Below are 21,891 nucleotides of genomic sequence, written 5' to 3' on the forward strand. Positions count from 1 at the left end.
GGTATGGAAAATCCCTCCGCCCCTGTGGTTGAAACGCGCCAGGGCGCACTGATTGGTTTTACTGAAGGCGATACCCACGTGTGGTGCGGCATTCCCTATGCAGCACCGCCCGTAGGCCAGTGGCGCTGGCGCTCCCCGCGTCCCCCCGCGCGCTGGGATGGCGTGCGTCCGGCGACGGCGTTCTCCGCCTCCAGCTGGCAGAGCAGCGAAAGCTGTCAGGAGCTGGGCGGCGGCGATCCCGGCCAGTTCTCTGAAGACTGCCTCTACCTTAACGTCTGGTCGCCGATCGCACGCGCCGCGCCGCTTCCCGTGATGGTCTGGCTGCACGGCGGGGGCTTTACCCTCGGCGCTGGCGGGCTGCCTCCGTATAACGGCAGGGCGCTGGCGAAGCGCGGCGCGGTGGTGGTGACAATTAATTACCGTCTCGGGCACCTCGGCTTTTTTGCCCATCCGGCGCTGGAGGGGGAAGAAGAGCGCGTGGTGCATAACTTTGCGCTGCTCGATCAGATCCAGGCCCTGGAATGGGTGCGCGATAACATCGCCGCGTTCGGCGGCGATCCTGAGAACATCACCGTATTTGGCGAGTCGGCCGGCGCGCGCAGCGTGCTGTCGCTGATGGCCTCTCCGCTTGCGCGAGGACTGTTCCATAAAGCCATTGTGCAAAGCGGGTACACGCTGCCCGACACCCCGCGCGAGCAGGCCATGCATAAAGGCGAAGCGATTGCCGCCCATTTCGGCCTGCAAAATGCCACCGCGGAACAGCTTCGCGCGATCCCGCCTGAGGCGTTCTGGCCGCTGACCTCGCCGCTGAATATCGCCCCTGCGCCCATCGTGGGGGATTGCGTTTTGCCTGAGGCCATGCTCGACGTCTTTTTCGCGGCCCGCCAGCATCCTGTACCGGTGATGATTGGGTCAAACAGCGACGAAGCCAGCGTGATGTCGGTGTTCGGGGTCGATCTGGCCGGGCAGATCCAGAAGCTTCGCCGCGAGCGGCGCTTTGGCCTGGGGCTGATTAAGCTGCTTTATCCTGGCGTGAAGGGCGATGAGGAACTTGGCAGGCAGGTATGCCGCGACATGGCCTTCACCACCATGGGATACGTGGTGATGCAGGCGCAGCAGCGGGCGGGCGGCCTGTGCTGGCGATACTGGTTTGATTATGTGGCCGAAGCGGAGCACGCGACGTACATCAACGGCGCCTGGCACGGCAACGAAGTGCCCTACGTGTTCGATACCCTTGGACAGGTGGAACCCTCGCGGCAGTATGTAAATGAACTCGATCTGGCCTTCGCCGCTCAGGTGGCGGACTACTGGGTGAGCTTCGCCCGGGATGCGGGGGCACGCGATAGCCTGGCAGGGCCCACGCGCTGGCCCGCCTGCCGGAAAGGGCGGGACGTGCTGTTACGTATCGGTGTGAATAAACATGCAGGTTTTCGGCTTGAAAACCGCTTCATGCGTGCCCGTATGAGCCTCTTCAAACGGGTGATGAAACACCACGTCAGCCTCGACTGAGCAGACAGGCGCGAAACGCATCCAGTCCGTTTTCCGGGCCGGGTGCGTCGCGTAATACCAGCCGGTAGCTCGCCCCCGTCTTTATGCTTGTGTCAAAAGGCCGCATCAGCCGTCCGGCGCGCACGTCCTCCTCCACCAGCGTTTCATCCGCGATGGCGATGCCCAGCCCCTGAATGGCGGCGGTAATGGCCAGATCCATGGTTTCGAAGTGTTGATTTTTGAGCATAGCTGGCGGCGGACCCGGCTGTTTCGCCAGCCACAGCGTCCAGTCCGTTTTGTCCCGCGTGGGGTGAAGGAAGGTGAGAGTTTCCAGCGCAGAACCGGCCCGTAGCGGGCTCATCACCGGGGTTAAGGCCTCTTCGAACAGCAGATCGCCGGCGCTCATGTGCGTCCCAAACACAATCGCCGCGTCACAGGATTCGGTTTTGAAATTGACGTTATGATCGGTGGTGGTGGTCAGCGCAATCTGGAGTTCCGGCTGTTCGCGCTCCACCTGTAGCAGACGCGGCACCAGCCAGCGCATCGCGCAGGTAGGCGCTTTCAGACGAATAACGGTCTGGTGCGTTCGCGCCTGTTCAGCAACGTTCAGCAGGTGCTCAAACGCAGATTGCAGCTCCGGCAGCAGGGCGCTTCCCTGAGAGGAGAGACGCAGGCCGCGCGCATGGCGCTCGAACAGCGGGAAGCCGAACCAGCTTTCCAGCGAGGCGATTTTGCGGCTTACCGCCCCCTGCGTCAGACAAAGCTCCCTGGCGGCATGGGTAAGATTCAGGTGACGCGCGGTCACGATGAACGTCTCTACGGCATTGAGCGGAAATGAACGACGCGACATATCTCACCTTAGCTATGCGTTTTTGTCATGGCTATTATGACAACAATTCGATTGTCCCGGCAATGAAGTTGTTGTTTGAATAGTTATGCATTCACCACGAGAAGGGACAGAGGATGACTTTGAAAACGCCGGTGCAGACACGATCCAAATTGCCCGATGTGGGAACCACCATTTTTACCGTTATCGGCCAGCTTTCAGCCCGGCATAACGCCATCAACCTTTCTCAGGGTGCGCCGAATTTTTCCTGCGACCCAAAACTTATCACCGGCGTGACCCGCGCCATGGAGGCAGGGCATAACCAGTACGCCTCCATGACCGGGCTGCAACCGCTCAGGGAGCGCATTGCGGACAAAATTGCCACGCTCTATGGCACGCGCTATGACCCGGCGAGTGAGGTACTGGTGACCGCCAGCGCCAGCGAAGGGCTTTACTCAGCCATCAGCGGCCTGGTTCATCCTGGGGATGAGGTGATCTATTTCGAGCCCTCCTTTGACAGCTATGCGCCGATTGTGCGTCTGCAAGGGGCGACGCCGATCGCCATTAAGCTGACGGTACCGGATTTTGCCGTGAACTGGGATGAAGTACGGGCGGCTATTACCCCGCGCACGCGGATGATCATCGTCAATACGCCGCACAACCCGAGCGGACAGGTGTTTTCAGCCGCCGATCTGGACCAGCTGGCAGCGCTGACGCGCCACACCGACATCATCATTTTGTCTGACGAAGTGTACGAGCACGTCGTTTTTGATGGCGAACCGCACCACGGAATGGCGACGCACCCGCAGTTGGCGGAGCGCAGCGTGATTATTTCTTCTTTCGGAAAAACCTATCACGTCACCGGCTGGCGCGTGGGTTATTGTGTGGCGCCCGCGGAGCTGATGGATGAGATATGTAAAGTCCATCAATTTTTAATGTTCTCGGCCGATACGCCGATGCAGTACGCGTTTGCCGAACACATGACCGATCCGCAAACCTGGCTGTCGCTGGCGGCGTTTTATCAGCGCAAGCGCGATCTGCTGCAAAGTTTGCTCGCCGACTCACCGTTCAGGCTGCTACCGAGTGCCGGTTCGTTCTTCCTGCTGGCGGATTACAGCGGCTTTAGCGACGAGCGCGACAGCGAGATGGTGAAAAGGCTGATTGTCGAGTACGGGGTTGCCACCATTCCGCTGTCGGCGTTTTATGCCGATGGCACGGACAATAAGTTAATCCGTCTCTCTTTTGCGAAAGATGAGGCGACGTTACGGGCAGGTGCCCAGGCCCTTTGTCGGGTTACACCACGTTAAGGAATTTGAGATGAAATTACGCGCGTTAGTTGTCGGCATGGGACTGTTGTGTTCATTCTCGTCGTTTGCCGCTACCGAGTTGCGATACGGGCTGGAAGCGGAATATCCGCCGTTTGAAAGCCGCAATGCGTCAGGGGAGCTGGAAGGGTTTGACGTAGAGCTGGGAAATGCCATCTGTAAAGCCGCCGCGCTGAAGTGCAGCTGGGTTGAAACCTCGTTTGATGCGTTGATCCCCGGTCTGGTGGCGAAAAAGTTCGACGCCATAAACTCGGCGATGAACATCACCGAACAGCGTCGCAAAAGCATTGATTTCACCCAGCCCATCTATCGCATTCCCTCCCAGCTGGTGGGCAAAGCCGGTTCTGCGGTAGAGGCTACCCCCGAAGGGCTGAAGGGCAAAACCATCGGCGTTCTTCAGGGTTCAATTCAGGAAACTTACGCCAAAGAGCACTGGGAAAAGCACGGTGTCACCGTGGTGTCTTATAAAGATCAGAATATGGCCTGGGGAGATCTGCTGAATGGTCGCATCGATGCCTCGCTGGTCATGTCAGCGGCCGGGCAGGCAGGTTTCCTCAGTAAGCCGCAGGGTAAAGGGTTTGGCTTTATCGGCAAACCGGTGTCGGACGACACCATCCTCGGCAGTGGGATCGGCTTTGGGCTGCGTAAGGGGGATGAGGCCACCAAAAAGCAGCTTGATGCCGCAATTGATAAAGTACGTGCCGATGGCACGATCGCTAAACTGGCTGATAAGTACTTCCCGGGTATCGATGTCAGCGTAAAATAACCGCCTCGTTGGTCCCGGCTGTTGATGTCCAGCCGGGACTCTTTTAAATACACTTCATCCTTCAGGCTGCCTCTGCGTTGGCTACGTCTGTTCACCCCAGTCACTTACTTGAGTAAGCTCCTGGGGATTCTCAGACTTGCCGCCTTGATCCAGCATGAATGATTTTGTGTATTTACTGTTTTTTACACCACTTTCAGGCCGTTCTGGTCGACAGAAAATATTTCTCGGTTTGTTCAGATAATCACCCGCCAACAATTGGATTCTTAACCGTTTTTGTTTAGGCTGTGCGTTCTTTCTTGCCGTCATTTCGCTGCGCGCGAAACTCATTCACACGACCATAAGGACGTTTTCTCAGGCATGAATCGCAGACGTTTTCTCAAAGGTTCCCTGGCAATGGCTGCCCTGAGCGGCACTTCTGGCCTTGCTTCTCTGTTTTCCCAGGCGGCGTATGCTGCTGACTCCGACATTGCCGACGGTCAGAGCCGTCGCTTTGACTTCTCTGTTCTGCAATCCATGGCGCACGATCTGGCGAAAACCGCGTGGGGCGGTGCGCCGCGTCCGCTGCCGGAAACGCTGGCCACCATGACGCCGCAGGCGTACAACGCCATCCGTTACGATGAGAAGCAGTCGTTGTGGAATAATATTGAAGGCCGTCAGCTGGACGCCCAGTTCTTCCATATGGGGATGGGGTTCCGCCGCCGCGTGCGCATGTTCTCGCTGGATCAAACCACCTCTCAGGCGCGTGAGATCCACTTCCGGCCTGAGCTGTTCAGCTACGGCGATACGGGCGTGGATACCCGCCAGCTTGAAGGGCAGAGCGACCTCGGCTTCGCCGGATTCCGCGTCTTTAAAGCGCCGGAGCTGGCGCGACGCGATATCGTTTCGTTCCTGGGCGCGAGCTACTTCCGCGCGGTGGATGATACCTACCAGTACGGCCTCTCTGCGCGTGGTCTGGCGGTGGATACCTTTACCGACACCCCGGAAGAGTTCCCGGATTTCACCTCCTTCTGGTTTGAAACCGTGAAGCCGGGTGATACCACCTTTACCGTCTATGCGCTGCTGGACAGCCCGAGCATTACCGGTGCCTATAAGTTTGTGATCCACTGTGAGAAGAGCCAGGTGATCATGGACGTCGAAAACCATCTCTATGCGCGCAAAGACATCAAGCAGCTCGGCATCTCGCCAATGACCAGCATGTTTAGCTGCGGCAACAACGAACGCCGCATGTGCGACACCATTCATCCGCAGATCCACGATTCAGACCGCCTGGCGATGTGGCGCGGTAACGGGGAGTGGATCTGCCGGCCGCTGAACAACCCGCAAAAGCTGCAATTTAACGCCTACCTTGATAAAAACCCGAAGGGTTTTGGTTTGTTGCAGCTTGACCGTGACTTCTCCCATTACCAGGACGTCATGGGCTGGTATAACAAGCGACCAAGCCTGTGGGTCGAGCCGCGCAACAACTGGGGGAAAGGTTCCATTGCCCTGATGGAGATCCCGACAACCGGCGAGACGCTCGATAACGTGGTCTGCTTCTGGCAGCCAGAGAAACCGGTGCAGGCGGGTGATGAGCTGGACTTCAAATACCGTCTCTACTGGAGCGCACAGCCGCCGGTGCGTTCCCCGCTGGCAAACGTCTACGCCACCCGTACCGGTATGGGAGGCTTCCCGGAGGGTTGGGCGCCGGGTGAAAATTACCCGAAAGTGTGGGCCCGTCGCTTTGCCATTGATTTCGTCGGGGGCGATCTGAAGGCCGCCGCACCGAAGGGCATTGAGCCGGTGATCACCCTGTCCAGCGGTGAAGCGAAGCAGGTGGAGATACTCTATGTCGAACCGTTCGACGGGTATCGCATTCTGTTTGACTGGTATCCAACCTCTGACTCCACCGAGCCGGTGGATATGCGCCTGTTCCTGCGCTGTCAGGGCGATGCCATCAGCGAGACCTGGCTGTATCAGTACTTCCCGCCCGCGCCGGACAAACGTAACTACGTTGACGACCGGATCATGCGCTAGTCCTTATGGGTTTGTGCCGGGTGGCGACCCGGCCTGCTCCGGACGCATTTTTAGGCCGGGTAAGCGTTAGTGCCACCCGGCAATTAAGAGGCACCATGTCTTCAGAAATCATCCCCGTTAACCAGGAAATCGAGCTTCGCGCCGTCGAAGAGCGCTATACCACCGATCTGCATAACCTCGTAAACAAAAACAAAACCTGGCTGCAAACCGCCTTCGACTGGGCGCAGCATGTCGGCAGCGAAGAGGACACGCGCCGCAACGTGCAGAGCAACCAGATGTTGCACCAGCGCGGTTACGCCAAAATGTTCCTGATTTTTATGAATGACGAATTGGTGGGCGTGCTCTCCTTCAACGCGATCGAGCCTGCGAATAAGGCCGGGTATATCGGCTACTGGCTTGACGAGGCGCATCAGGGGCTGGGTATTCTTTCTCAGGCGCTCCAGGCGTTTATGCGCTATTACGTCGAGCGCGGTGAGATCCGCCGTTTTGTGATCAAGTGTCGCGTGGATAACCAGAGCAGTAACCGGGTGGCGCAGCGCAACGGTTTCACGCTGGAAGGTTGTTTGCGGGAAGCGGAAATGCTCAACGGTCGCTACGATGACGTGAACCTGTACGCCAGAATCTTCCCGCTATAGCGCCCCCAGCAGCGGCGTCCGGGTGATCCGCGTGTCGCCGTTGATCACTTTGGCTCCCCGGACGTGAATGCTTTCACCCTCCAGCGCCTCGATAACCGCATCGTCCGTTATTTCCACCTGATGCTCAATCAGGACATCGCCGCTGATACGCGCCCGCCCCTGAATGACCACTTTGTCATCAATCAGGATCGGCCCGCCGCGTAACCACGCCTCGCCGCCTATTAATACGTGGTGTTTAATGACGCAGTTGCCTTCGACGAGGGCGTTTTCCGCGACCTGTGAACTGTACCGCACGGTCGGGATGGCATCATCCTCCAGACCGGCCAGCAGACGGGCGTTGCCGTACACTTTGGCGCAGTCGCACACCCAGACGTTATTCAGCGCGTTGCCCTCAATAATGGCGCGATCGAACACCTCGGCGCGGTGCTCAACAAAGGCCCAGGTCACCATGGCATCGCCGTAGATTTGCGCCTGATGCACAATACGCGACTGGCTGACCGTGGCCCTGTCATAGATTTGCAGGATCTGCTCACGGTCGGGTGTCAGCCCTTTGGCTGCAATTACCAGGCTGTTATGCAGCACCCGCGCGTCACCCGCGATACGGCATTCCCCGCGTACGGTGGAGTGCTGAATGGTGACGTTGTCACTTATTACCGCCCCGTGACTCACCTCTGCCGCGTCAAGCCAGCCGTTGCCGCCAACGTGTGCGCGGTGGCTTACGATGCAGGGTTGGGTGAGGCGGGCGTTACCGGATATCCTGGCCCCGGCAAACACCACGCTGTTTTCATCGTAAACCCAGCAATCCCCGTCCTGGGCGAGCGCGTGTTCATCCTCAACCCAACCGCCTTTAGTCCCGCTGGTCACATCGTTAAAATCCTTCACGGCAATAATTTGTCTGAGAGGCGTTGTGCACGGCGTTGATCCGTCCTGCCAGCGCCAGAGACGCGTTTCATTGCCAAGTCGATATTTTGTCATCGTGTTATCCCTGAAAAGCCTTTCAATAAACGTAGCAAACTTTTGGTTTTTCGAAGTGCTGGCGTCCGCTCAGGAAACCCCTTAAAATGGCATTTAAAATACATTTTAAAGTTTAAAAAAAATGCATAACCAAAACCAACGCGTTCTTAACTTGCCCGCCGGGTATTTCGGTATGGTCCTCGGGACCATAGGCATGGGGTTCGCCTGGCGTTACGCCGGCACCATCTGGCCGGTGACGCGCTGGCCGGGCGAGATCCTGGTGGCGCTGGCGGTGGGGATCTGGTTCCTTCTGAGCATGGCGTTTCTTACCCGTGCGGTACGGTTTCCACATAGCGTGCTGGCCGAGATGCGGCATCCGGTAATGAGCAGTTTTGTCAGCCTGTTTCCTGCCACAACGCTGCTGGTGGCCATCGGCTTTGTGCCGTGGTATCGCCCGCTGGCGCTGGGGTTGTTTAGCGTGGGCGTGGTGATCCAGCTTGCGTATGCCGCCTGGCAAAGCGCTGGGCTGTGGCGCGGCAAGCATCCGGAAGAAGCCACGACGCCGGGACTGTATCTGCCGACGGTAGCGAACAATTTTATCAGCGCGATGGCCTGCGGTGCGCTAGGCTTCCACGACGCGGGGCTGGTGTTCCTTGGTGCCGGGGTCTTTTCCTGGCTGAGCCTGGAGCCGGTCATTTTGCAACGCCTGCGCAGCGCGGGCGAACTGCCCGCTGCCCTTCGTACCTCGCTCGGTATCCAGCTTGCGCCTGCCCTGGTGGCCTGTAGCGCCTGGTTTAGCGTCAACGGCGGCGAAGCGGACACCTTCGCCAAAATGCTTTTCGGCTATGGCCTGTTGCAACTCCTGTTTATGCTGCGTCTGATGCCGTGGTATCTGTCGCAGCCGTTCAACGCGTCGTTCTGGAGCTTCTCGTTCGGGGTGTCGGCGCTGGCGACCACCGGTTTACATCTTGGGCAGAGCAGTCCGTCAGGGTTCTTTCATGCCCTCGCGGTTCCCCTGTTTATTTTCACCAACGTCATCATCGCGATGCTGCTGGTCCGTACTTTTATCTTGCTGATGCAGGGCAAACTTCTGGTGCGCGCTGATAAGGCACTGCTTATGCAATCTGAGGAAAAATAATGACTGTCGATGAAAACTACTTTACTGAGAAATATGGGCTGACCCGCACGCACTCAGAGGTGCTGCTCAGCGCGGACATTGTTAAGCCGGGTAAAACGCTCGATCTGGGTTGCGGAAATGGCCGCAACAGCCTCTACCTCGCGGCCAACGGCTATGACGTGACGGCGTGGGATAAAAACCCGATGAGCATCAATAACATCGAGCGCATTAAGGCGGCGGAAGGGATCGCGAATCTTGAAACGGCGATTAAGGATCTGAACAACCTGACCTTTGACGGCGAATACGACTTTATTCTTTCCACCGTCGTGTTGATGTTCCTCGAAGCGAATACCATCCCTGGTCTTATCGCCAATATGCAGCGTTGCACCAGACCAGGCGGCTATAACCTGATCGTTGCTGCCATGGATACGGAGGATTATCCGTGCACAGTCGGCTTCCCGTTTGCCTTCAAAACCGGTGAACTGAGCAACTACTACGAAGGCTGGGAGCTGATCAAGTACAACGAAGAGGTAGGGGAACTCCACCGTACCGATGCCAACGGGAACCGTATCAAGCTGCGCTTCGCCACCATGCTCGCACGCAAGCCCGCTTAACGCGCCGCCAGCAGACAGAGTTGCAGGGCAGTGCGACAGGAGGCCTCGAACGACGACAGCGGTAAAAACTCAAACTTCGAGTGGAAGTTATGGGCGCCGGTGAAGAAGTTCGGGGTGAGCAGGCCTTTGGCTGACAGGGCCGCTCCATCCGTGCCACCGCGCATGGGGATCGGTTTTGTGGTGATGCCGAGCGACTCCATCGCCTCGAACATCAGGTCGATCGCGCGGCGGTCTTCGCCAATCGCATTGCTGATATTGCTGTAGGTATCCTCAATGCGGTATTCCACGTTTGCCGTGGGATGCTGCGCGGCTATTTGCGCCGCCACATCGGCAATGTGCTGCTTGCGGGCGGCGAAACCATCTTTGTCAAAATCACGAATATTGGCTTTCAGTATCGCTTCGTTCTGCCCGGCCTGGATGCCATTAAACCAGATATAACCTTCGCGCCCCTCGGTGCATTCCGGGGTTTGCCGGCGATCGAAATGGCTGATGAAATCCGTTGCCATCAGCAGCGGATTGACCAGCACCCCTTTGGCGGACATCGGGTGAGCCGTGACGCCGGTAAAGCGAATTTCAGCCGCCGCCGCGTTAAAGTTCTCGTAAACAATCTCCCCCAGCTCGCAGCAGTCGATGGTCCAGGCAAAATCGACGTCGAAGCGCTTTAAATCCAGCGCTTTCGCGCCGCACAGGCCAATCTCTTCATCGGGTACAAACGCCACCACAATATCGCCATGCTTATGTTCAGCGGTGAGGTTTTCCAGCACCGTCATGACCACGGTGACGGCCGCTTTATTATCTGCGCCTAATACGCTGGTTCCGTCGCTGAAAATAATCTCCTCATCAGGATAAGCCAGAATTTCCGGATGCTCATTTACGCGCAGCCAAATATCTTTCTCTTTATTCAGGCAGAGATCATCCCCCGTAAACGTTAATATTTGTGGATGAATATCCGGGGATAAACCGACGTCGACGGTGTCGATATGGGTAATAAAACCAATCCGCGGCGCGCCGGGAACATTGCCTTTTTTCACGGCGGTAACGGTGGCGAACTCATCTATCACAATATCATCTAACCCCAGCGTTTTCAGCTCCTTCGCCAGCTCCCGCGCCATGTCGTGCTGACCCGGAGTGGAGGGCAGGGTTTTGACTTTCGGGTCGCTCTGGCTGGTGATGGCGAGATAGCGGAAAAAGCGTTGGGTTAATTGTCTGGAGAGTTCTGAGCCCATAGTGTTTCCTTCTGTATTTATTTTTCATGTGTTTGCGCCATCACTTTAATGTTATTTATGAAATGGCAAAAGAAGTAATTAGCCGTCGAATTAAAAAGACAGGAATAAATGATGAAAAGCACATTCACAATGATAACGCTGGCGCTTGCTGCGCTGACGGTCAGTTCCACCGTCGCGGCAAAAACGCTGGTGTATTGCTCCGAAGGATCGCCGGAAAATTTCAATCCTCAGCTCTATACGTCGGGGACCAGCGTGGACGCCAGCGCCGTACCGGTTTATAACCGTCTGGTCGATTTCAAACCGGGCACTACCGAACTGGTGCCGAGCCTGGCGGAAAGCTGGGAGGTAAGCGACGATGGCAAGATCTATACCTTCCACCTGCGCAAGGGGGTGAAATTCCACAGTAATAAGCTGTTCACGCCGACGCGCGACTTCAACGCGGACGACGTGATTTTTTCGTTTATGCGCCAGAAGGATGTGAATCATCCCTACCATAACGTCTCCAACGGCAGTTATTCCAACTTCGAAAGTCTGGAGTTCGGCAGCCTGATTACCGCCATTGATAAAGTTGACGATCGCACCGTGCGCTTCACCCTGGCGCATCCGGAAGCGCCGTTTGTCGCTGATCTGGCGTGGTACTTTGCCTCCATTCTGTCGGCGGAGTATGCCGATGCCATGCTGAAAGCGGGCACGCCAGAAAAGGTCGATATGCAGCCGATTGGCACCGGGCCGTTTAAGCTGGCGCAATACCAGAAGGATTCCCGCATCCTCTTTACCGCTTTCCCTGACTACTGGCAGGGAAAATCGAAGCTGGATCGTCTGGTGTTCACCATCACGCCGGACGCCTCGGTACGTTTTGCCAAAGTCGAGAAGAATGAGTGCCAGGTGATGCCGTTCCCGAATCCGGCGGACCTGCCGCGTATGAAGGCTAACAAAGACATCAACCTGATGAGCAAGGCCGGGCTGAATACCGGTTTCCTGGCGTTTAACACGCAAAAGCCGCCGCTGGATAACGTAAAAGTGCGCCAGGCGCTGGCGATGGCGATTAACAAACCGGCCATCATTGAGGCGGTGTTCCACGGCACCGGCACGGCGGCGAAAAACCTGCTGCCGCCTGGCGTCTGGAGTGCCGACAGCGAGCTGAAAGACTATGATTACGATCCAGAAAAAGCGAAAGCGCTGCTAAAGGAGGCGGGATTTGCCAACGGCGTAAGCATCGATCTGTGGGCCATGCCCGTGCAGCGGCCGTATAACCCGAACGCGAAGCGTATGGCGGAGATGATCCAGGCGGACTGGGCGAAAGTGGGCGTGCAGACCAAAATCGTGACCTACGAATGGGGCGAATACCTGAAGCGCGTGAAGGGCGGGGAGCATCAGGCCGCACTGATGGGCTGGACAACGGCGACGGGCGATCCGGATAACTTCTTCGGCCCGCTGTTTACCTGTACGTCCGCCAACGGCGGGTCGAACTCGGCCAAATGGTGCTATAAGCCGTTTGATAACCTGATTGCCGAAGCTAAATCGATAACCGATCGCGAAAAACGCGTGGCGCTGTACAAGCAGGCGCAGCAGATGATGCACGATCAAATGCCGGCGGTAATGATTGCCCACTCGACGATTTTTGAGCCAGTCCGTAAAGAGGTCACGGGCTATGAAATCGATCCCTTCGGCAAGCACCTGTTCTGGCAAGTGGACCTGAAGGAGTAATTTTTCACTGCCCGGTTTCGGTCGGGCAGTTTTTTCGCTATTTGTGCTGTCTTCGTCATTTTTTGCCACAACACATCGCCCGGTTTTTTGTTATAACTTCAAGTGCATACTTGCAGATAACATGGAATACCATCATGCGTACTCACACTTTTTTTAAAGTTGCAGTGCTTTCTGGTCTGTTGGCCCTTTCCGGCTGTGCGTCAAAAGTCGCAGCCCCCGATCAATATTCAGGCTTTTTAAAAGATTACTCCGGCTTGCAGGAGATGAAATCTGCAACCGGGAAGCCAACCCTGCGTTGGGTTGACCCGTCCTATAATGAGGCGAATTACGACAGCATTATCTGGACGCCGATAACCTATTATCCGACGCCAAAACCGACCACTCAGCTTGGGCAAAAAACGCTTGATGAGCTGTTGAATTATACCAATACCAAACTGAAAACCGCGATTGGCCAGCGTAAGCCGATTGTGACGACGCCGGGCAAACATAGCCTGATCTTCCGCGGCGCCATCACGGGTGTGAGCTCAGACAAAGAAGGTTTGCAGTTCTATGAAGTGGTGCCTGTGGCGCTGCTGGTTGCGGGTACGCAGATGGCAACGGGCCATCGTACCATGGATACGCATCTGTTCTTCGAAGGTGAGTTAATCGATGCGGCCACGAACAAACCAGTGATTAAGGTTGTTCGTAAGGGTGAAGGGAAAGAGCTGGCGAACGAGAATACGCCAATGGGCTTCGGCACCCTGAAGCAGGTTGTGGATGATATGGCGACGGATGCCACCATGTTTGATGTCCATCAGACAACAAAATAATAAAAAATGGCCTGCATTTTCGCAGGCCGTTTTTTTATGCCGTCCGCAGGCGGCGGAACCAGGTTTCCGGCTTCGTAAACATCACCATATTTCCCCCCAGAATCAACAGCAGGCCGACGATCCCATTGAGATGCCACACGTAACCCTCGTACACCGTTGAAATCGACAGCGCCACCAGCGGGAACAGCAGGGTGCTGTACGCGGCTTTACCGGGACCAATGCGGCCTACCAGCGTAAAGTAGGCGCCGAAGGCAATCACCGAGCCAAACAGCGCAAGATAGAGCAGCGCCCCCATATAGCTCACCGTCCATTCCGGCATAAAGCTATCGCCCCTGAAGAGCGCGATAAGGCCCATCACGACGGTGCCATACAGCATCGCCCAGGCGTTGGTGGTCATGGTTTCCAGCCCGTTTCGTTGATGACGCATGCTGATCATATTCCCCAGCGAGAAGCCGTAGGTGCCGAGGGCGGAAAGCCCGATGCCCGTAAGCAACGACGCGCTCCAGCCGCTGGCGAGCAGATCGTTCCAGAAAAGGGTGATGATCCCGATAAGCCCCAGCGCTGCCGCCGTCCAGAAGCGTGCGGGTGGGCGCTGGCCGAAGAAGATAAAGCTGTTGATGGCGTTATACAGTACGGCCATCGAGAAAATCACCGACTCAAGGCCGGTATTGATATGGGCGGCGGCGGTGTAAAAGCACCAGAAGTTGAAACAGAAAACGCAGCAGCCCTGAAGCATGCAGTAGAGATGATCCCGCAGCGCCAGCCTGCGCAGGCGGCGAAGGGCGACCAGGACGATCATCATCGTGGCGCTGGCCACGGCGAAGCGCCAGAAAATGGAGACCGGCGCTGCAACCGGCCCCTGTTGTAAAAAAATGGCGATCCAGGTCGTGCCCCAGATAACAACGACCAGCCCATAGAGTAATGCGTTCATGGTGTCTCTCTTCTCATACCGCGAAAAACAACAGTGTGGCGAAAGAAGGGGGGGCCGGCTTTCATCGCCTTGCGCCGGACTTGCAAATTCTTGCGCTTTTTTCTCGCACAATGGCTGGTAACAGGCTGCAACACTTCTTAGACTGACAGTCTGATTAATCACCTGTTTACGGCCATGTCTCTCGTTTACGACACCTTTGAAACGTTACGCCAACAAAATGCAGTGCTGCGGGAAACCGTCGCGCTCAATACTGGCATTCAACTGGCGGCGTGGTACAACAAGCACGACACGATCACGGTGAAAAGCAACCATCACACCCTTAGCCTGTACGTGGCGGATGGCTATGAAAGCTATCAAAAAACGCCGGGTGGCTGGAAAAATGGCGGCGGGCCGGACCGTTTTTGTCTGATGCCGGAAGAGAGCGAATCCACGTGGGATATCCGCGACGACCTGTCGTTTGTGCACCTCTACTGCACCGATGAACACCTGCGGGACGTGGGGGAGAAAATCTGGGATAAACGACCGCTATCGCTGACGCTGGAGGAAAAAATCTTCGGCAGCGATCCGAAAATCACCGCCCTTTATCGCCAGTTTTTGCTCGGCTGCGACTGGCAGCAAAACGCCAATCAGCTCACCCTGAGCACCGCGTCGACCTTATTGCTGACGCATTTGGTCCAGCACTATTCCAGCGTACAGTGGAAGCTGCCGGTGGTGACCGGCGGGTTATCGCCGTTTGTACTGCGCAACGTGCTGGCCTTTATCGAGGAAAACCTTGCACAACCCTTAACCCTGGCGGAACTGGCGGGCCAGGCCGCACTCAGTGAGTATCACTTTGCGCGGATGTTCCGCCAGTCGATGGGGCTGGCGCCGCATCAGTACGTTATGCAGCGCCGCATGGAGAAGGCCAAAGCGCTGGTACAGCACACGACCACGCCGCTCACCGACATCGCGCTGGCCTGCGGATTTAACTCCGCCAGCCATTTCAGTAACCGTTTTCGCAGCATGACCGGCATCACGCCGTCACAGCTACGCGCGGCGAAGGCGTGAGAAGACGGCGTAACAGATCCCTCCCAGCACCAGCCCCCAGAAGGCGGAGCCAATTCCCAGGAGCGTGACGCCGCTGGCGGTCATCAGGAAGGTAACGATCGCCGCGTCGCGCTCTGCTTCATGGTTCAGTGCCTGATACAAACTCCCGCTGATAGTGCCGAGCAGGGCCAGCCCGGCCAGCGTCTGGATGCCGCTCAGCGGCAGGGCGGCCATCAGCCCGGAAATCGACCCGCCGAACACCCCCGCCAGCAGATAAAACCCGCCTGCCGCCGCCGCGGCCAGCCAGCGTTTACTGGCATCCGGATGGGCGTCCGGGCTCTGGCAGATGGCGGCAGTGATGGCGGCGATGCATATAGAATAAACGCCGAAGGGGGATAACAGCAGTGCCAGCCCGCCGGTGGCAACGATCAGCGGTGAGACCGCCAGCGGATAGCCCGATGCCTGCATGGTGGCGAAGCCGGGCGCATTCTGCGACGCCATGGTCACCAGGAAGAAGGGTAAGCCGATGCTGAGCAGGCTGGTGATGGTGAACGCAGGGGCAATGAATTCCGGCATGATGACTGATAACGTCATCCTGTCCGTGACAACGTCACCTCCGGCCCATGCCACGAACACGCCCACCAGCAGCGTGGCGACAATGGCGTACCGGGGCGCTACGGCTTTGGCCACCAGCCAGGCGGCCAGCATACTGCCGCAAAGAAAAATGTGTCCCTCAAGATTGCTGAATGCCTTCAGGCCAAACTGTAACAGCACGCCCGCCAGCATAGCGGCGGCAAGCGAGTGCGGGATCAGTTTCATCAGCCGGGCAAACAGGCCGGTGATGCCGCACAGCAGAATCAGCGCATTCGCGAATATAAATACCCCGATGGTTTCCGCCAGCGTCACGCCTTGCAGGCTGGTGGCGAGCAGCGCCGCGCCGGGAGTCGACCAGGCGGTCAGCACGGGGGCTTTATACCACCACGACAATGCCAGCGTGCTGATCCCCATCCCGAGCCCTAGAGCGGTCATCCATCCGGCAATTTGCTGTGTACTGGCGCCAGCCGCCGCAGCCGCCTGCCAGATAATGGCGGCAGAGCTGGCATAGCCCACCAGAACGGCAACAAAACCGGCCAGCACGGCAGGAAAGAGAGAGGCAGTCGATCGCATGGAAACTCCGTTGTGCGTTATAACGTCCGGAATAAGGTATCACTGTGCGCTATAGCGTACAAGTGGTATGCTTTGCCGCAACGGGAGGAACTATGGATATCACTCAACACCTGGCAACCACACTGAAAGCGCTGCGTCAGGCGCGGGGCTGGAGCCTGTCGAAACTGGCGGAAGAGACGGGCGTGTCGAAAGCGATGCTCGGGCAAATCGAACGCAATGAGTCCAGCCCGACGGTCTCTACCTTGTGGAAAATCGCCACCGGGCTGAACGTACCTTTTTCGGCGTTTATCACTCCAGAAAGCGAACCGCAGGCGGTATTCGATCCGCAGCAGCAGGCGATGGTGGTGAAACCGCTTTTCCCCTGGGATGAACAGCTTAAGTTCGACCATTTCTCCATCACCCTGTCGCCCGGCGCACTGAGTGAGTCCACGCCGCACGAAGCCGGGGTGATCGAGCACGTGGTGGTGATAAGCGGTGAGCTGGATATGCAAATTGACGGTGTCTGGCGCACGCTATACGCTGATTCCGGCGTGCGTTTTGCCGGCGATAAACCGCACGCGTACCGCAACAGCAGCGCCCGGACGGTGCATTTCCACTCTCTGATCCATTATCCCCGCTAAAGCGTCGCAAAACGGTTTCACTGGCACAGACTTCTGACTACAATAGCCGCCATTTTGACCATAACGGATAACGACGAAGTATGCGCCTGCACTCCCATCATCTTGAACTGCTAAGCCCGGCCCGCGACGCCGCCATTGCCCGTGAAGCCATTCTTCACGGAGCAGATGCCGTCTACATTGGCGGCCCTGGCTTCGGTGCCCGTCATAACGCCAGCAACAGCCTGCGCGACATTGCCGAGCTGGTCCCGTTCGCCCACCGTTTCGGGGCGAAGGTGTTCGTGACCCTGAACACCATTCTTCATGATGATGAGCTTGAGCCCGCGCAGCGTCTGATTACCGATCTCTACCAGACCGGCGTTGACGCCCTGATCGTTCAGGATATGGGCGTTCTGGAACTGGATATCCCGCCGATTGAGCTGCACGCCAGCACCCAGTGCGATATCCGCACCGTTGAGAAGGCGAAGTTTCTTTCGGACGTCGGGTTTACGCAGATTGTTCTGGCGCGCGAGCTGAACCTGAACCAGATCCGCGATATCCACCAGGCGACCGACGCGACCATTGAATTCTTTATCCACGGTGCGCTGTGTGTGGCGTATTCCGGGCAGTGTAATATCTCTCACGCCCAGACGGGGCGCAGCGCTAACCGGGGCGACTGCTCTCAGGCCTGCCGTCTGCCGTATACCCTGAAAGACGATCAGGGCCGCGTGGTGGCATTCGAAAAACACCTGCTGTCGATGAAAGATAACGATCAGACGGCCAACCTCGGCGCGCTGATCGATGCCGGTGTACGCTCCTTCAAAATTGAAGGGCGCTACAAGGACATGAGCTACGTGAAAAATATCACCGCCCATTATCGTCAGATGCTGGATGCCATCATCGACGATCGCGGTGACCTGGCGCGCGCGTCCGCCGGTCGTACAGAGCATTTCTTTATTCCGTCGACGGACAAGACCTTCCACCGCGGCAGCACGGACTATTTCGTGAATGCCCGTAAAGGGGATATTGGCGCGTTCGATTCACCGAAGTTTATCGGCCTGCCGGTGGGTGAAGTGCTGAAAGTGGCGAAAGATCATCTTGACGTTCAGGTTACAGAGCCGCTGGCGAATGGCGATGGTCTCAACGTGATGATCAAACGTGAAGTGGTGGGTTTCCGTGCCAATACGGTGGAGAAAACCGGCGAAAATCGCTATCGCGTCTGGCCGAACGAAATGCCTGCCGATCTCTACAAAGCCCGTCCTAATGCGGCGCTTAACCGTAACCTGGATCACAACTGGCAGCAGGCCTTGCTCAAGACCTCCAGCGAGCGCCGCATTGCGGTGGATATCGCGCTGGGGGGCTGGGAAGAGCAGCTGATCCTGACCATGACCTGCGAAGACGGTATCAGCGTGACGCATACGCTCGACGGCCTGTTCGAGGTGGCGAACAATGCGGAGAAAGCGCTTAGCAACCTCAAGGATGGCGTGGCGAAGCTGGGGCAGACCATTTATTACGCGCGCAATATTGAGGTGAATCTGCCGGACGCGCTGTTCGTGCCGAACAGCCTGCTGAACCAGTTCCGCCGTGAAACGGCAGAAATGCTGGATGAAGCACGGCTGGCAAACTATCCGCGCGGCAGCCGTAAGGCCGAAACGGTGCCTGCGCCGGTCTACCCGGACACGCATCTCTCGTTCCTCGCGAACGTTTACAACCACAAAGCGCGTGCGTTTTACCATCGTCACGGCGTGCAGCTGATTGACGCCGCGTATGAAGCGCATGAAGAGAAGGGCGATGTGCCGGTGATGATCACCAAACACTGCCTGCGGTTTGCCTTTAACCTTTGTCCGAAACAGGCGAAAGGCAATATTAAAAGCTGGAAAGCGACGCCGATGCAGCTGGTGAATGGCGATGAAGTGCTGACGCTGAAGTTTGACTGCCGTCCGTGTGAAATGCACGTTATCGGCAAGATGAAGAATCACATCTTCAAAATGCCGCCGCCGGGAAGCATTGTGGCCTCCGTCAGCCCTGACGATTTGATGAAGACCCTGCCGAAGCGTAAAGGCAGCTAACCCGCAGAGTGGGTATCCGGTTTGCGCGATTTCTGCCAGGCATAGTGCTCGCGCAACCCCTCCGCAGACTCCTCAGCCGCGCTGCGTAACTCATCGCTGTCAGCTTCATGACGAAGCTGATGGTCGGCGTTTTTCACATACACAAATTCATGCCCTTTGTGCTCCGCCATAATCTGCCCTGAGAACAGGGCGCTAATCACCAGCAGTAGCGAAAATTCTTTTCTGAACATCCTTTATCCCCTGAAAATACGCTACGGTCATCGTAGGGATAATTTCATAGAGTAATTATTCGACTGTTTAAATTTGAGAAAATAGACTGTCAAAAATTGTGGTCGCAATAAAACCCACTTAAGACTATTCTTAAAAGCAATATCGCCGTTGTAAACTCCCATTTCTGGTATGCAAAGAGCAGCTAGATTTATTGGGAAATCATTTACAATAAGATTTTTCTGGCTAAGGATTGGATCGAATAAATGAAAAAAATAATCGTGCTATCACTTCTGGGCGTAGTGGTTGCGGTGGGTGCTGCGGCCAGCATCTATTCAAATGAAGAACCAGAATATATTCAGTCAGCAAAAAGCCGTGTCGGATCGTATTTAACCAGCGATTACGGACGTGTCGAATGTAATAGCACCCAGGTAAGTGAAGATCGCTGGGAGCTGGGCTGTACCAATAAGGCGAGGGGCAAAACCTTCCAGTTCGCCGTTTATCCATCCGAGCAGGCGCCGTATGGGGTCTCTCGTGCGTTTTATCTCGAAGCGATTAATGATGATGCCCGCCAGAGTGCAGAGCAGGGGCTGATGCGTTATCTGCAAATTAATACCAAAGCGGGTTAATCGATTCGTTTATGCTTCGTTGAGGCTCACAGTGGTAGATTGCAGATGATCCACATCCCGGTATGGAATACCGGAGCGTAGATACCAAAATACAAATCTATCCATGCAAGCATTTACCGCCAGATTATGGCGGTTTTTTTTTGCCCGTTTATCGTACCGGCTGTGAAAATTGTTTGCGATATTGCGCGGGCGAAAGCGCAAATTGCTGCCGGAAATGGTGGCGCAGCGTGCCGCTTTGTCCAAATCCGGTTTGTTCCGCAATATTGTCGATGCTGAGCCGACTGTTTTCGAGATAATCTTTTGCCCGCTGCAATCGCGCAGTTAATAACCAGCGCGCGGGCGTTGTTCCGGTCGCGTCCTGGAAACGGCGCAGAAAGGTGCGCTGACTCATACCCACCCGCAGGGCCAGCGATTCGACGGTATGGGAAACGGCCAGATGCTGGTGAAGATAATCAAACAGCTGGCCCAGGCGCTGGCTCTCCCGCAACTGAGCCACCGGTCGGCTAAGCTGCTGGGTTTGCGAGCCGTCCCGATGGGGCGGGATCACCAGCCGACGCGCCACGCGGTTTGCCGCTTCAATACCGTAATTCCGGCGCACCACGTGCAGGCACAGATCAATCCCCGCGGCGCTGCCTGCGGAAGTGAGAATATCGCCTTCGTCCTGGTACAGCACATCCTCAACCACGGTGATAGCGGGATAGCGTGCTTTCAGAGCTTGCGTGTAGCGCCAGTGGGTGGTTGCCTTCCGCCCGTCAAGCAGGCCTGAGGCTGCCAGAACGAAAACGCCAGAACAGATCGAGAGTAGCTGACAGCCGCGGGCATGCGCCGCGCGGAGCGCCTGGCAGAGCGCTTCGGGTACGGGGTCATCCAGCCCTCGCCAGCCGGGTACGACAACCAGATCCGCCGTCTCCAGCAGACGCAGATCGCCATCGGCCAGAATACGGATCCCGCCCGTTGCCCGGAGCTCGCCGTCATCCACGCTCGCCACGGCGAACTGATACCAGTCATCGCCCATCTCCGGGCGCGGCAAGCCAAAGATTTCTACCGCCACGCCAAACTCAAAGGTACATAAACCGTCATATGCCAGCACGACCGCGCGCGGCGAGGAATGTCTTAAGTTTGTCATCTTTTTGCTGTTTTCTGGCATAGGCGGACGCATTCATGGGCTGAAGTAAGGGATAGAGTAGTGTTAACACAAACACCACAAATGAGGAAGATTCATGAGCTATGTTACTGAATTTCCGGCTGCTGAGCCGCAGGAAGCCGTGGGGCATTTTCTGCGTCGTCTGAGCGTCGAGACGGACTGCGCCGATGTCCATCACGCGGTATCCAGCGGTGAGCAGGACTTTGTTCTGCTGCACGTTGTCGGAAAACCTGAACATTTTGCCCGGCGGCATCTGCCCGGCGCGCTGCATTTACCCTGGAGCCAGATCACCGCCGAGCGGATGAAAGCGTGGCCAGAGGGCACGCTGTTTGTCGTCTATTGTGCAGGCCCGCACTGCAACGGGGCGGACAGGGCGGCGCTGAAGCTGGCGCGTCTGGGTCTGCCGGTCAAGATTATGCTCGGGGGCATCACCGGCTGGGAAGATGAGCGGTTCGCGTTTGCAGGATCTTCATCACCCGCCCTGTGAACATGAATTTATTTCAACACAGATGAAATTTTCTCGTTTGTCGGCGGCGAGCCGGTATGACATCTTTTCAGGACGTTTAGACATCCAGAAGTCTAAAGATTCAAGAGATGAATTATCACTGTGGGCAATTAACGCCGACAGACAGAGGAGATTTC

Annotated in this window: 22 protein-coding genes; 14 read left to right on the forward strand and 8 right to left on the reverse strand. The window is 56.7% G+C overall.

Annotated elements, in window-relative coordinates; translation table 11 throughout:
* Positions 1–3 precede the first annotated feature (3 nt).
* A complete protein-coding gene (locus ACJTMZ_RS00810) occupies positions 4–1,509 on the forward strand; it encodes a carboxylesterase/lipase family protein (RefSeq protein WP_045349590.1) in 1,506 nt (501 codons plus the stop codon).
* On the opposite strand, the gene ACJTMZ_RS00815 is transcribed toward ACJTMZ_RS00810, so the two are convergent.
* Positions 1,496–2,338 (reverse strand): LysR family transcriptional regulator, encoded by an 843-nt coding sequence (locus ACJTMZ_RS00815; RefSeq protein ID WP_017384003.1) that lies wholly within the window; start codon positions 2,336–2,338, stop codon positions 1,496–1,498. The two genes, ACJTMZ_RS00810 and ACJTMZ_RS00815, sit on opposite strands and share 14 nt — an antisense overlap.
* Before the next feature lie 113 nt (positions 2,339–2,451).
* Between ACJTMZ_RS00815 and ACJTMZ_RS00820 the strand changes: the two genes are divergently transcribed.
* A complete protein-coding gene (locus ACJTMZ_RS00820; RefSeq protein WP_045345229.1) occupies positions 2,452–3,621 on the forward strand; it encodes a pyridoxal phosphate-dependent aminotransferase in 1,170 nt (389 codons plus the stop codon).
* Between the two features lie 10 nt (positions 3,622–3,631).
* Entirely contained in the window at positions 3,632–4,405 is a 774-nt protein-coding gene (locus tag ACJTMZ_RS00825; protein ID WP_003857237.1) for an ABC transporter substrate-binding protein, read from the forward strand.
* An 81-nt stretch (positions 4,406–4,486) separates the two neighbouring features.
* On the opposite strand, the gene ACJTMZ_RS00830 is transcribed toward ACJTMZ_RS00825, so the two are convergent.
* Positions 4,487–4,732 (reverse strand): hypothetical protein, encoded by a 246-nt coding sequence (locus ACJTMZ_RS00830; protein WP_072049628.1) that lies wholly within the window; start codon positions 4,730–4,732, stop codon positions 4,487–4,489.
* A gap of 30 nt (positions 4,733–4,762) precedes the next feature.
* Here ACJTMZ_RS00830 and ACJTMZ_RS00835 point away from each other — a divergent pair, with 30 nt between their 5' ends.
* Positions 4,763–6,418, forward strand: a complete 1,656-nt coding sequence (locus ACJTMZ_RS00835) for a glucan biosynthesis protein D (RefSeq protein ID WP_017384001.1) — start codon at positions 4,763–4,765, stop codon at positions 6,416–6,418.
* A gap of 95 nt (positions 6,419–6,513) precedes the next feature.
* Complete coding sequence (gene rimL / locus ACJTMZ_RS00840) at positions 6,514–7,053, forward strand: 50S ribosomal protein L7/L12-serine acetyltransferase (RefSeq protein WP_133982740.1); 540 nt, start codon at positions 6,514–6,516, stop codon at positions 7,051–7,053.
* On the opposite strand, the gene ydcK is transcribed toward rimL, so the two are convergent.
* Positions 7,048–8,028 carry a YdcK family protein gene (ydcK, locus tag ACJTMZ_RS00845; RefSeq protein ID WP_252010587.1) on the reverse strand — a complete coding sequence of 327 codons (981 nt, stop codon included), beginning with the start codon at positions 8,026–8,028 and terminating at the stop codon, positions 7,048–7,050. The two genes, rimL and ydcK, sit on opposite strands and share 6 nt — an antisense overlap.
* A 121-nt stretch (positions 8,029–8,149) precedes the next feature.
* Between ydcK and tehA the strand changes: the two genes are divergently transcribed.
* Both tehA and tehB read left to right on the forward strand, forming a co-directional pair.
* Positions 8,150–9,145, forward strand: a complete 996-nt coding sequence (tehA, locus tag ACJTMZ_RS00850; protein WP_252010588.1) for a dicarboxylate transporter/tellurite-resistance protein TehA — start codon at positions 8,150–8,152, stop codon at positions 9,143–9,145.
* On the forward strand, positions 9,145–9,738 hold the full coding sequence (gene tehB, locus ACJTMZ_RS00855) for a tellurite resistance methyltransferase TehB (protein ID WP_252010590.1): 594 nt from the start codon (positions 9,145–9,147) through the stop codon (positions 9,736–9,738). Before tehA ends, tehB begins: the two co-directional genes overlap by 1 nt.
* Here tehB and pepT read toward each other — a convergent pair.
* On the reverse strand, positions 9,735–10,964 hold the full coding sequence (pepT, locus tag ACJTMZ_RS00860) for a peptidase T (protein ID WP_252010592.1): 1,230 nt from the start codon (positions 10,962–10,964) through the stop codon (positions 9,735–9,737). The genes tehB and pepT overlap by 4 nt on opposite strands.
* A 111-nt stretch (positions 10,965–11,075) precedes the next feature.
* Between pepT and ACJTMZ_RS00865 the strand changes: the two genes are divergently transcribed.
* Complete coding sequence (locus tag ACJTMZ_RS00865; RefSeq protein WP_045348280.1) at positions 11,076–12,671, forward strand: ABC transporter substrate-binding protein; 1,596 nt, start codon at positions 11,076–11,078, stop codon at positions 12,669–12,671.
* A 134-nt stretch (positions 12,672–12,805) separates the two neighbouring features.
* Positions 12,806–13,480 carry a DUF3313 domain-containing protein gene (locus ACJTMZ_RS00870; protein WP_015570552.1) on the forward strand — a complete coding sequence of 225 codons (675 nt, stop codon included), beginning with the start codon at positions 12,806–12,808 and terminating at the stop codon, positions 13,478–13,480.
* 34 nt (positions 13,481–13,514) lie between these two features.
* Here the strand turns inward: ACJTMZ_RS00870 and ACJTMZ_RS00875 are convergent, their stop codons facing one another.
* On the reverse strand, positions 13,515–14,411 hold the full coding sequence (locus tag ACJTMZ_RS00875; RefSeq protein WP_023303719.1) for a DMT family transporter: 897 nt from the start codon (positions 14,409–14,411) through the stop codon (positions 13,515–13,517).
* A 174-nt stretch (positions 14,412–14,585) separates the two neighbouring features.
* On the opposite strand from ACJTMZ_RS00875, the gene ACJTMZ_RS00880 reads away from it, so the two are divergent.
* Positions 14,586–15,458: a helix-turn-helix domain-containing protein gene (locus tag ACJTMZ_RS00880; protein WP_006810606.1), complete on the forward strand. Its 873-nt coding sequence runs from the start codon at positions 14,586–14,588 to the stop codon at positions 15,456–15,458.
* On the opposite strand, the gene ACJTMZ_RS00885 is transcribed toward ACJTMZ_RS00880, so the two are convergent.
* On the reverse strand, positions 15,438–16,604 hold the full coding sequence (locus ACJTMZ_RS00885) for a benzoate/H(+) symporter BenE family transporter (RefSeq protein WP_047637352.1): 1,167 nt from the start codon (positions 16,602–16,604) through the stop codon (positions 15,438–15,440). The two genes, ACJTMZ_RS00880 and ACJTMZ_RS00885, sit on opposite strands and share 21 nt — an antisense overlap.
* A 92-nt stretch (positions 16,605–16,696) precedes the next feature.
* Here ACJTMZ_RS00885 and ACJTMZ_RS00890 point away from each other — a divergent pair, with 92 nt between their 5' ends.
* Complete coding sequence (locus tag ACJTMZ_RS00890; protein ID WP_015570550.1) at positions 16,697–17,224, forward strand: helix-turn-helix domain-containing protein; 528 nt, start codon at positions 16,697–16,699, stop codon at positions 17,222–17,224.
* Between the two features lie 80 nt (positions 17,225–17,304).
* Positions 17,305–19,269, forward strand: a complete 1,965-nt coding sequence (locus ACJTMZ_RS00895; RefSeq protein ID WP_015570549.1) for a U32 family peptidase — start codon at positions 17,305–17,307, stop codon at positions 19,267–19,269.
* Here the strand turns inward: ACJTMZ_RS00895 and ACJTMZ_RS00900 are convergent.
* Positions 19,266–19,499, reverse strand: coding sequence for a DUF2554 family protein (locus ACJTMZ_RS00900; RefSeq protein ID WP_047062810.1), 234 nt, complete (start codon positions 19,497–19,499; stop codon positions 19,266–19,268). The genes ACJTMZ_RS00895 and ACJTMZ_RS00900 overlap by 4 nt on opposite strands.
* A gap of 243 nt (positions 19,500–19,742) precedes the next feature.
* Here ACJTMZ_RS00900 and ACJTMZ_RS00905 point away from each other — a divergent pair, with 243 nt between their 5' ends.
* On the forward strand, positions 19,743–20,105 hold the full coding sequence (locus tag ACJTMZ_RS00905) for a hypothetical protein (protein WP_015570547.1): 363 nt from the start codon (positions 19,743–19,745) through the stop codon (positions 20,103–20,105).
* A 148-nt stretch (positions 20,106–20,253) separates the two neighbouring features.
* Here the strand turns inward: ACJTMZ_RS00905 and ftrA are convergent, their stop codons facing one another.
* Positions 20,254–21,252: a transcriptional regulator FtrA gene (ftrA, locus tag ACJTMZ_RS00910; protein ID WP_045338477.1), complete on the reverse strand. Its 999-nt coding sequence runs from the start codon at positions 21,250–21,252 to the stop codon at positions 20,254–20,256.
* A 73-nt stretch (positions 21,253–21,325) separates the two neighbouring features.
* Here ftrA and ACJTMZ_RS00915 point away from each other — a divergent pair, with 73 nt between their 5' ends.
* Positions 21,326–21,736 (forward strand): rhodanese-like domain-containing protein, encoded by a 411-nt coding sequence (locus ACJTMZ_RS00915; protein WP_017383989.1) that lies wholly within the window; start codon positions 21,326–21,328, stop codon positions 21,734–21,736.
* Positions 21,737–21,891: the final 155 nt, after the last annotated feature.

Source organism: Enterobacter sp. DN (assembly GCF_046054285.1).
Taxonomy (GTDB): domain Bacteria; phylum Pseudomonadota; class Gammaproteobacteria; order Enterobacterales; family Enterobacteriaceae; genus Enterobacter; species Enterobacter hormaechei_C.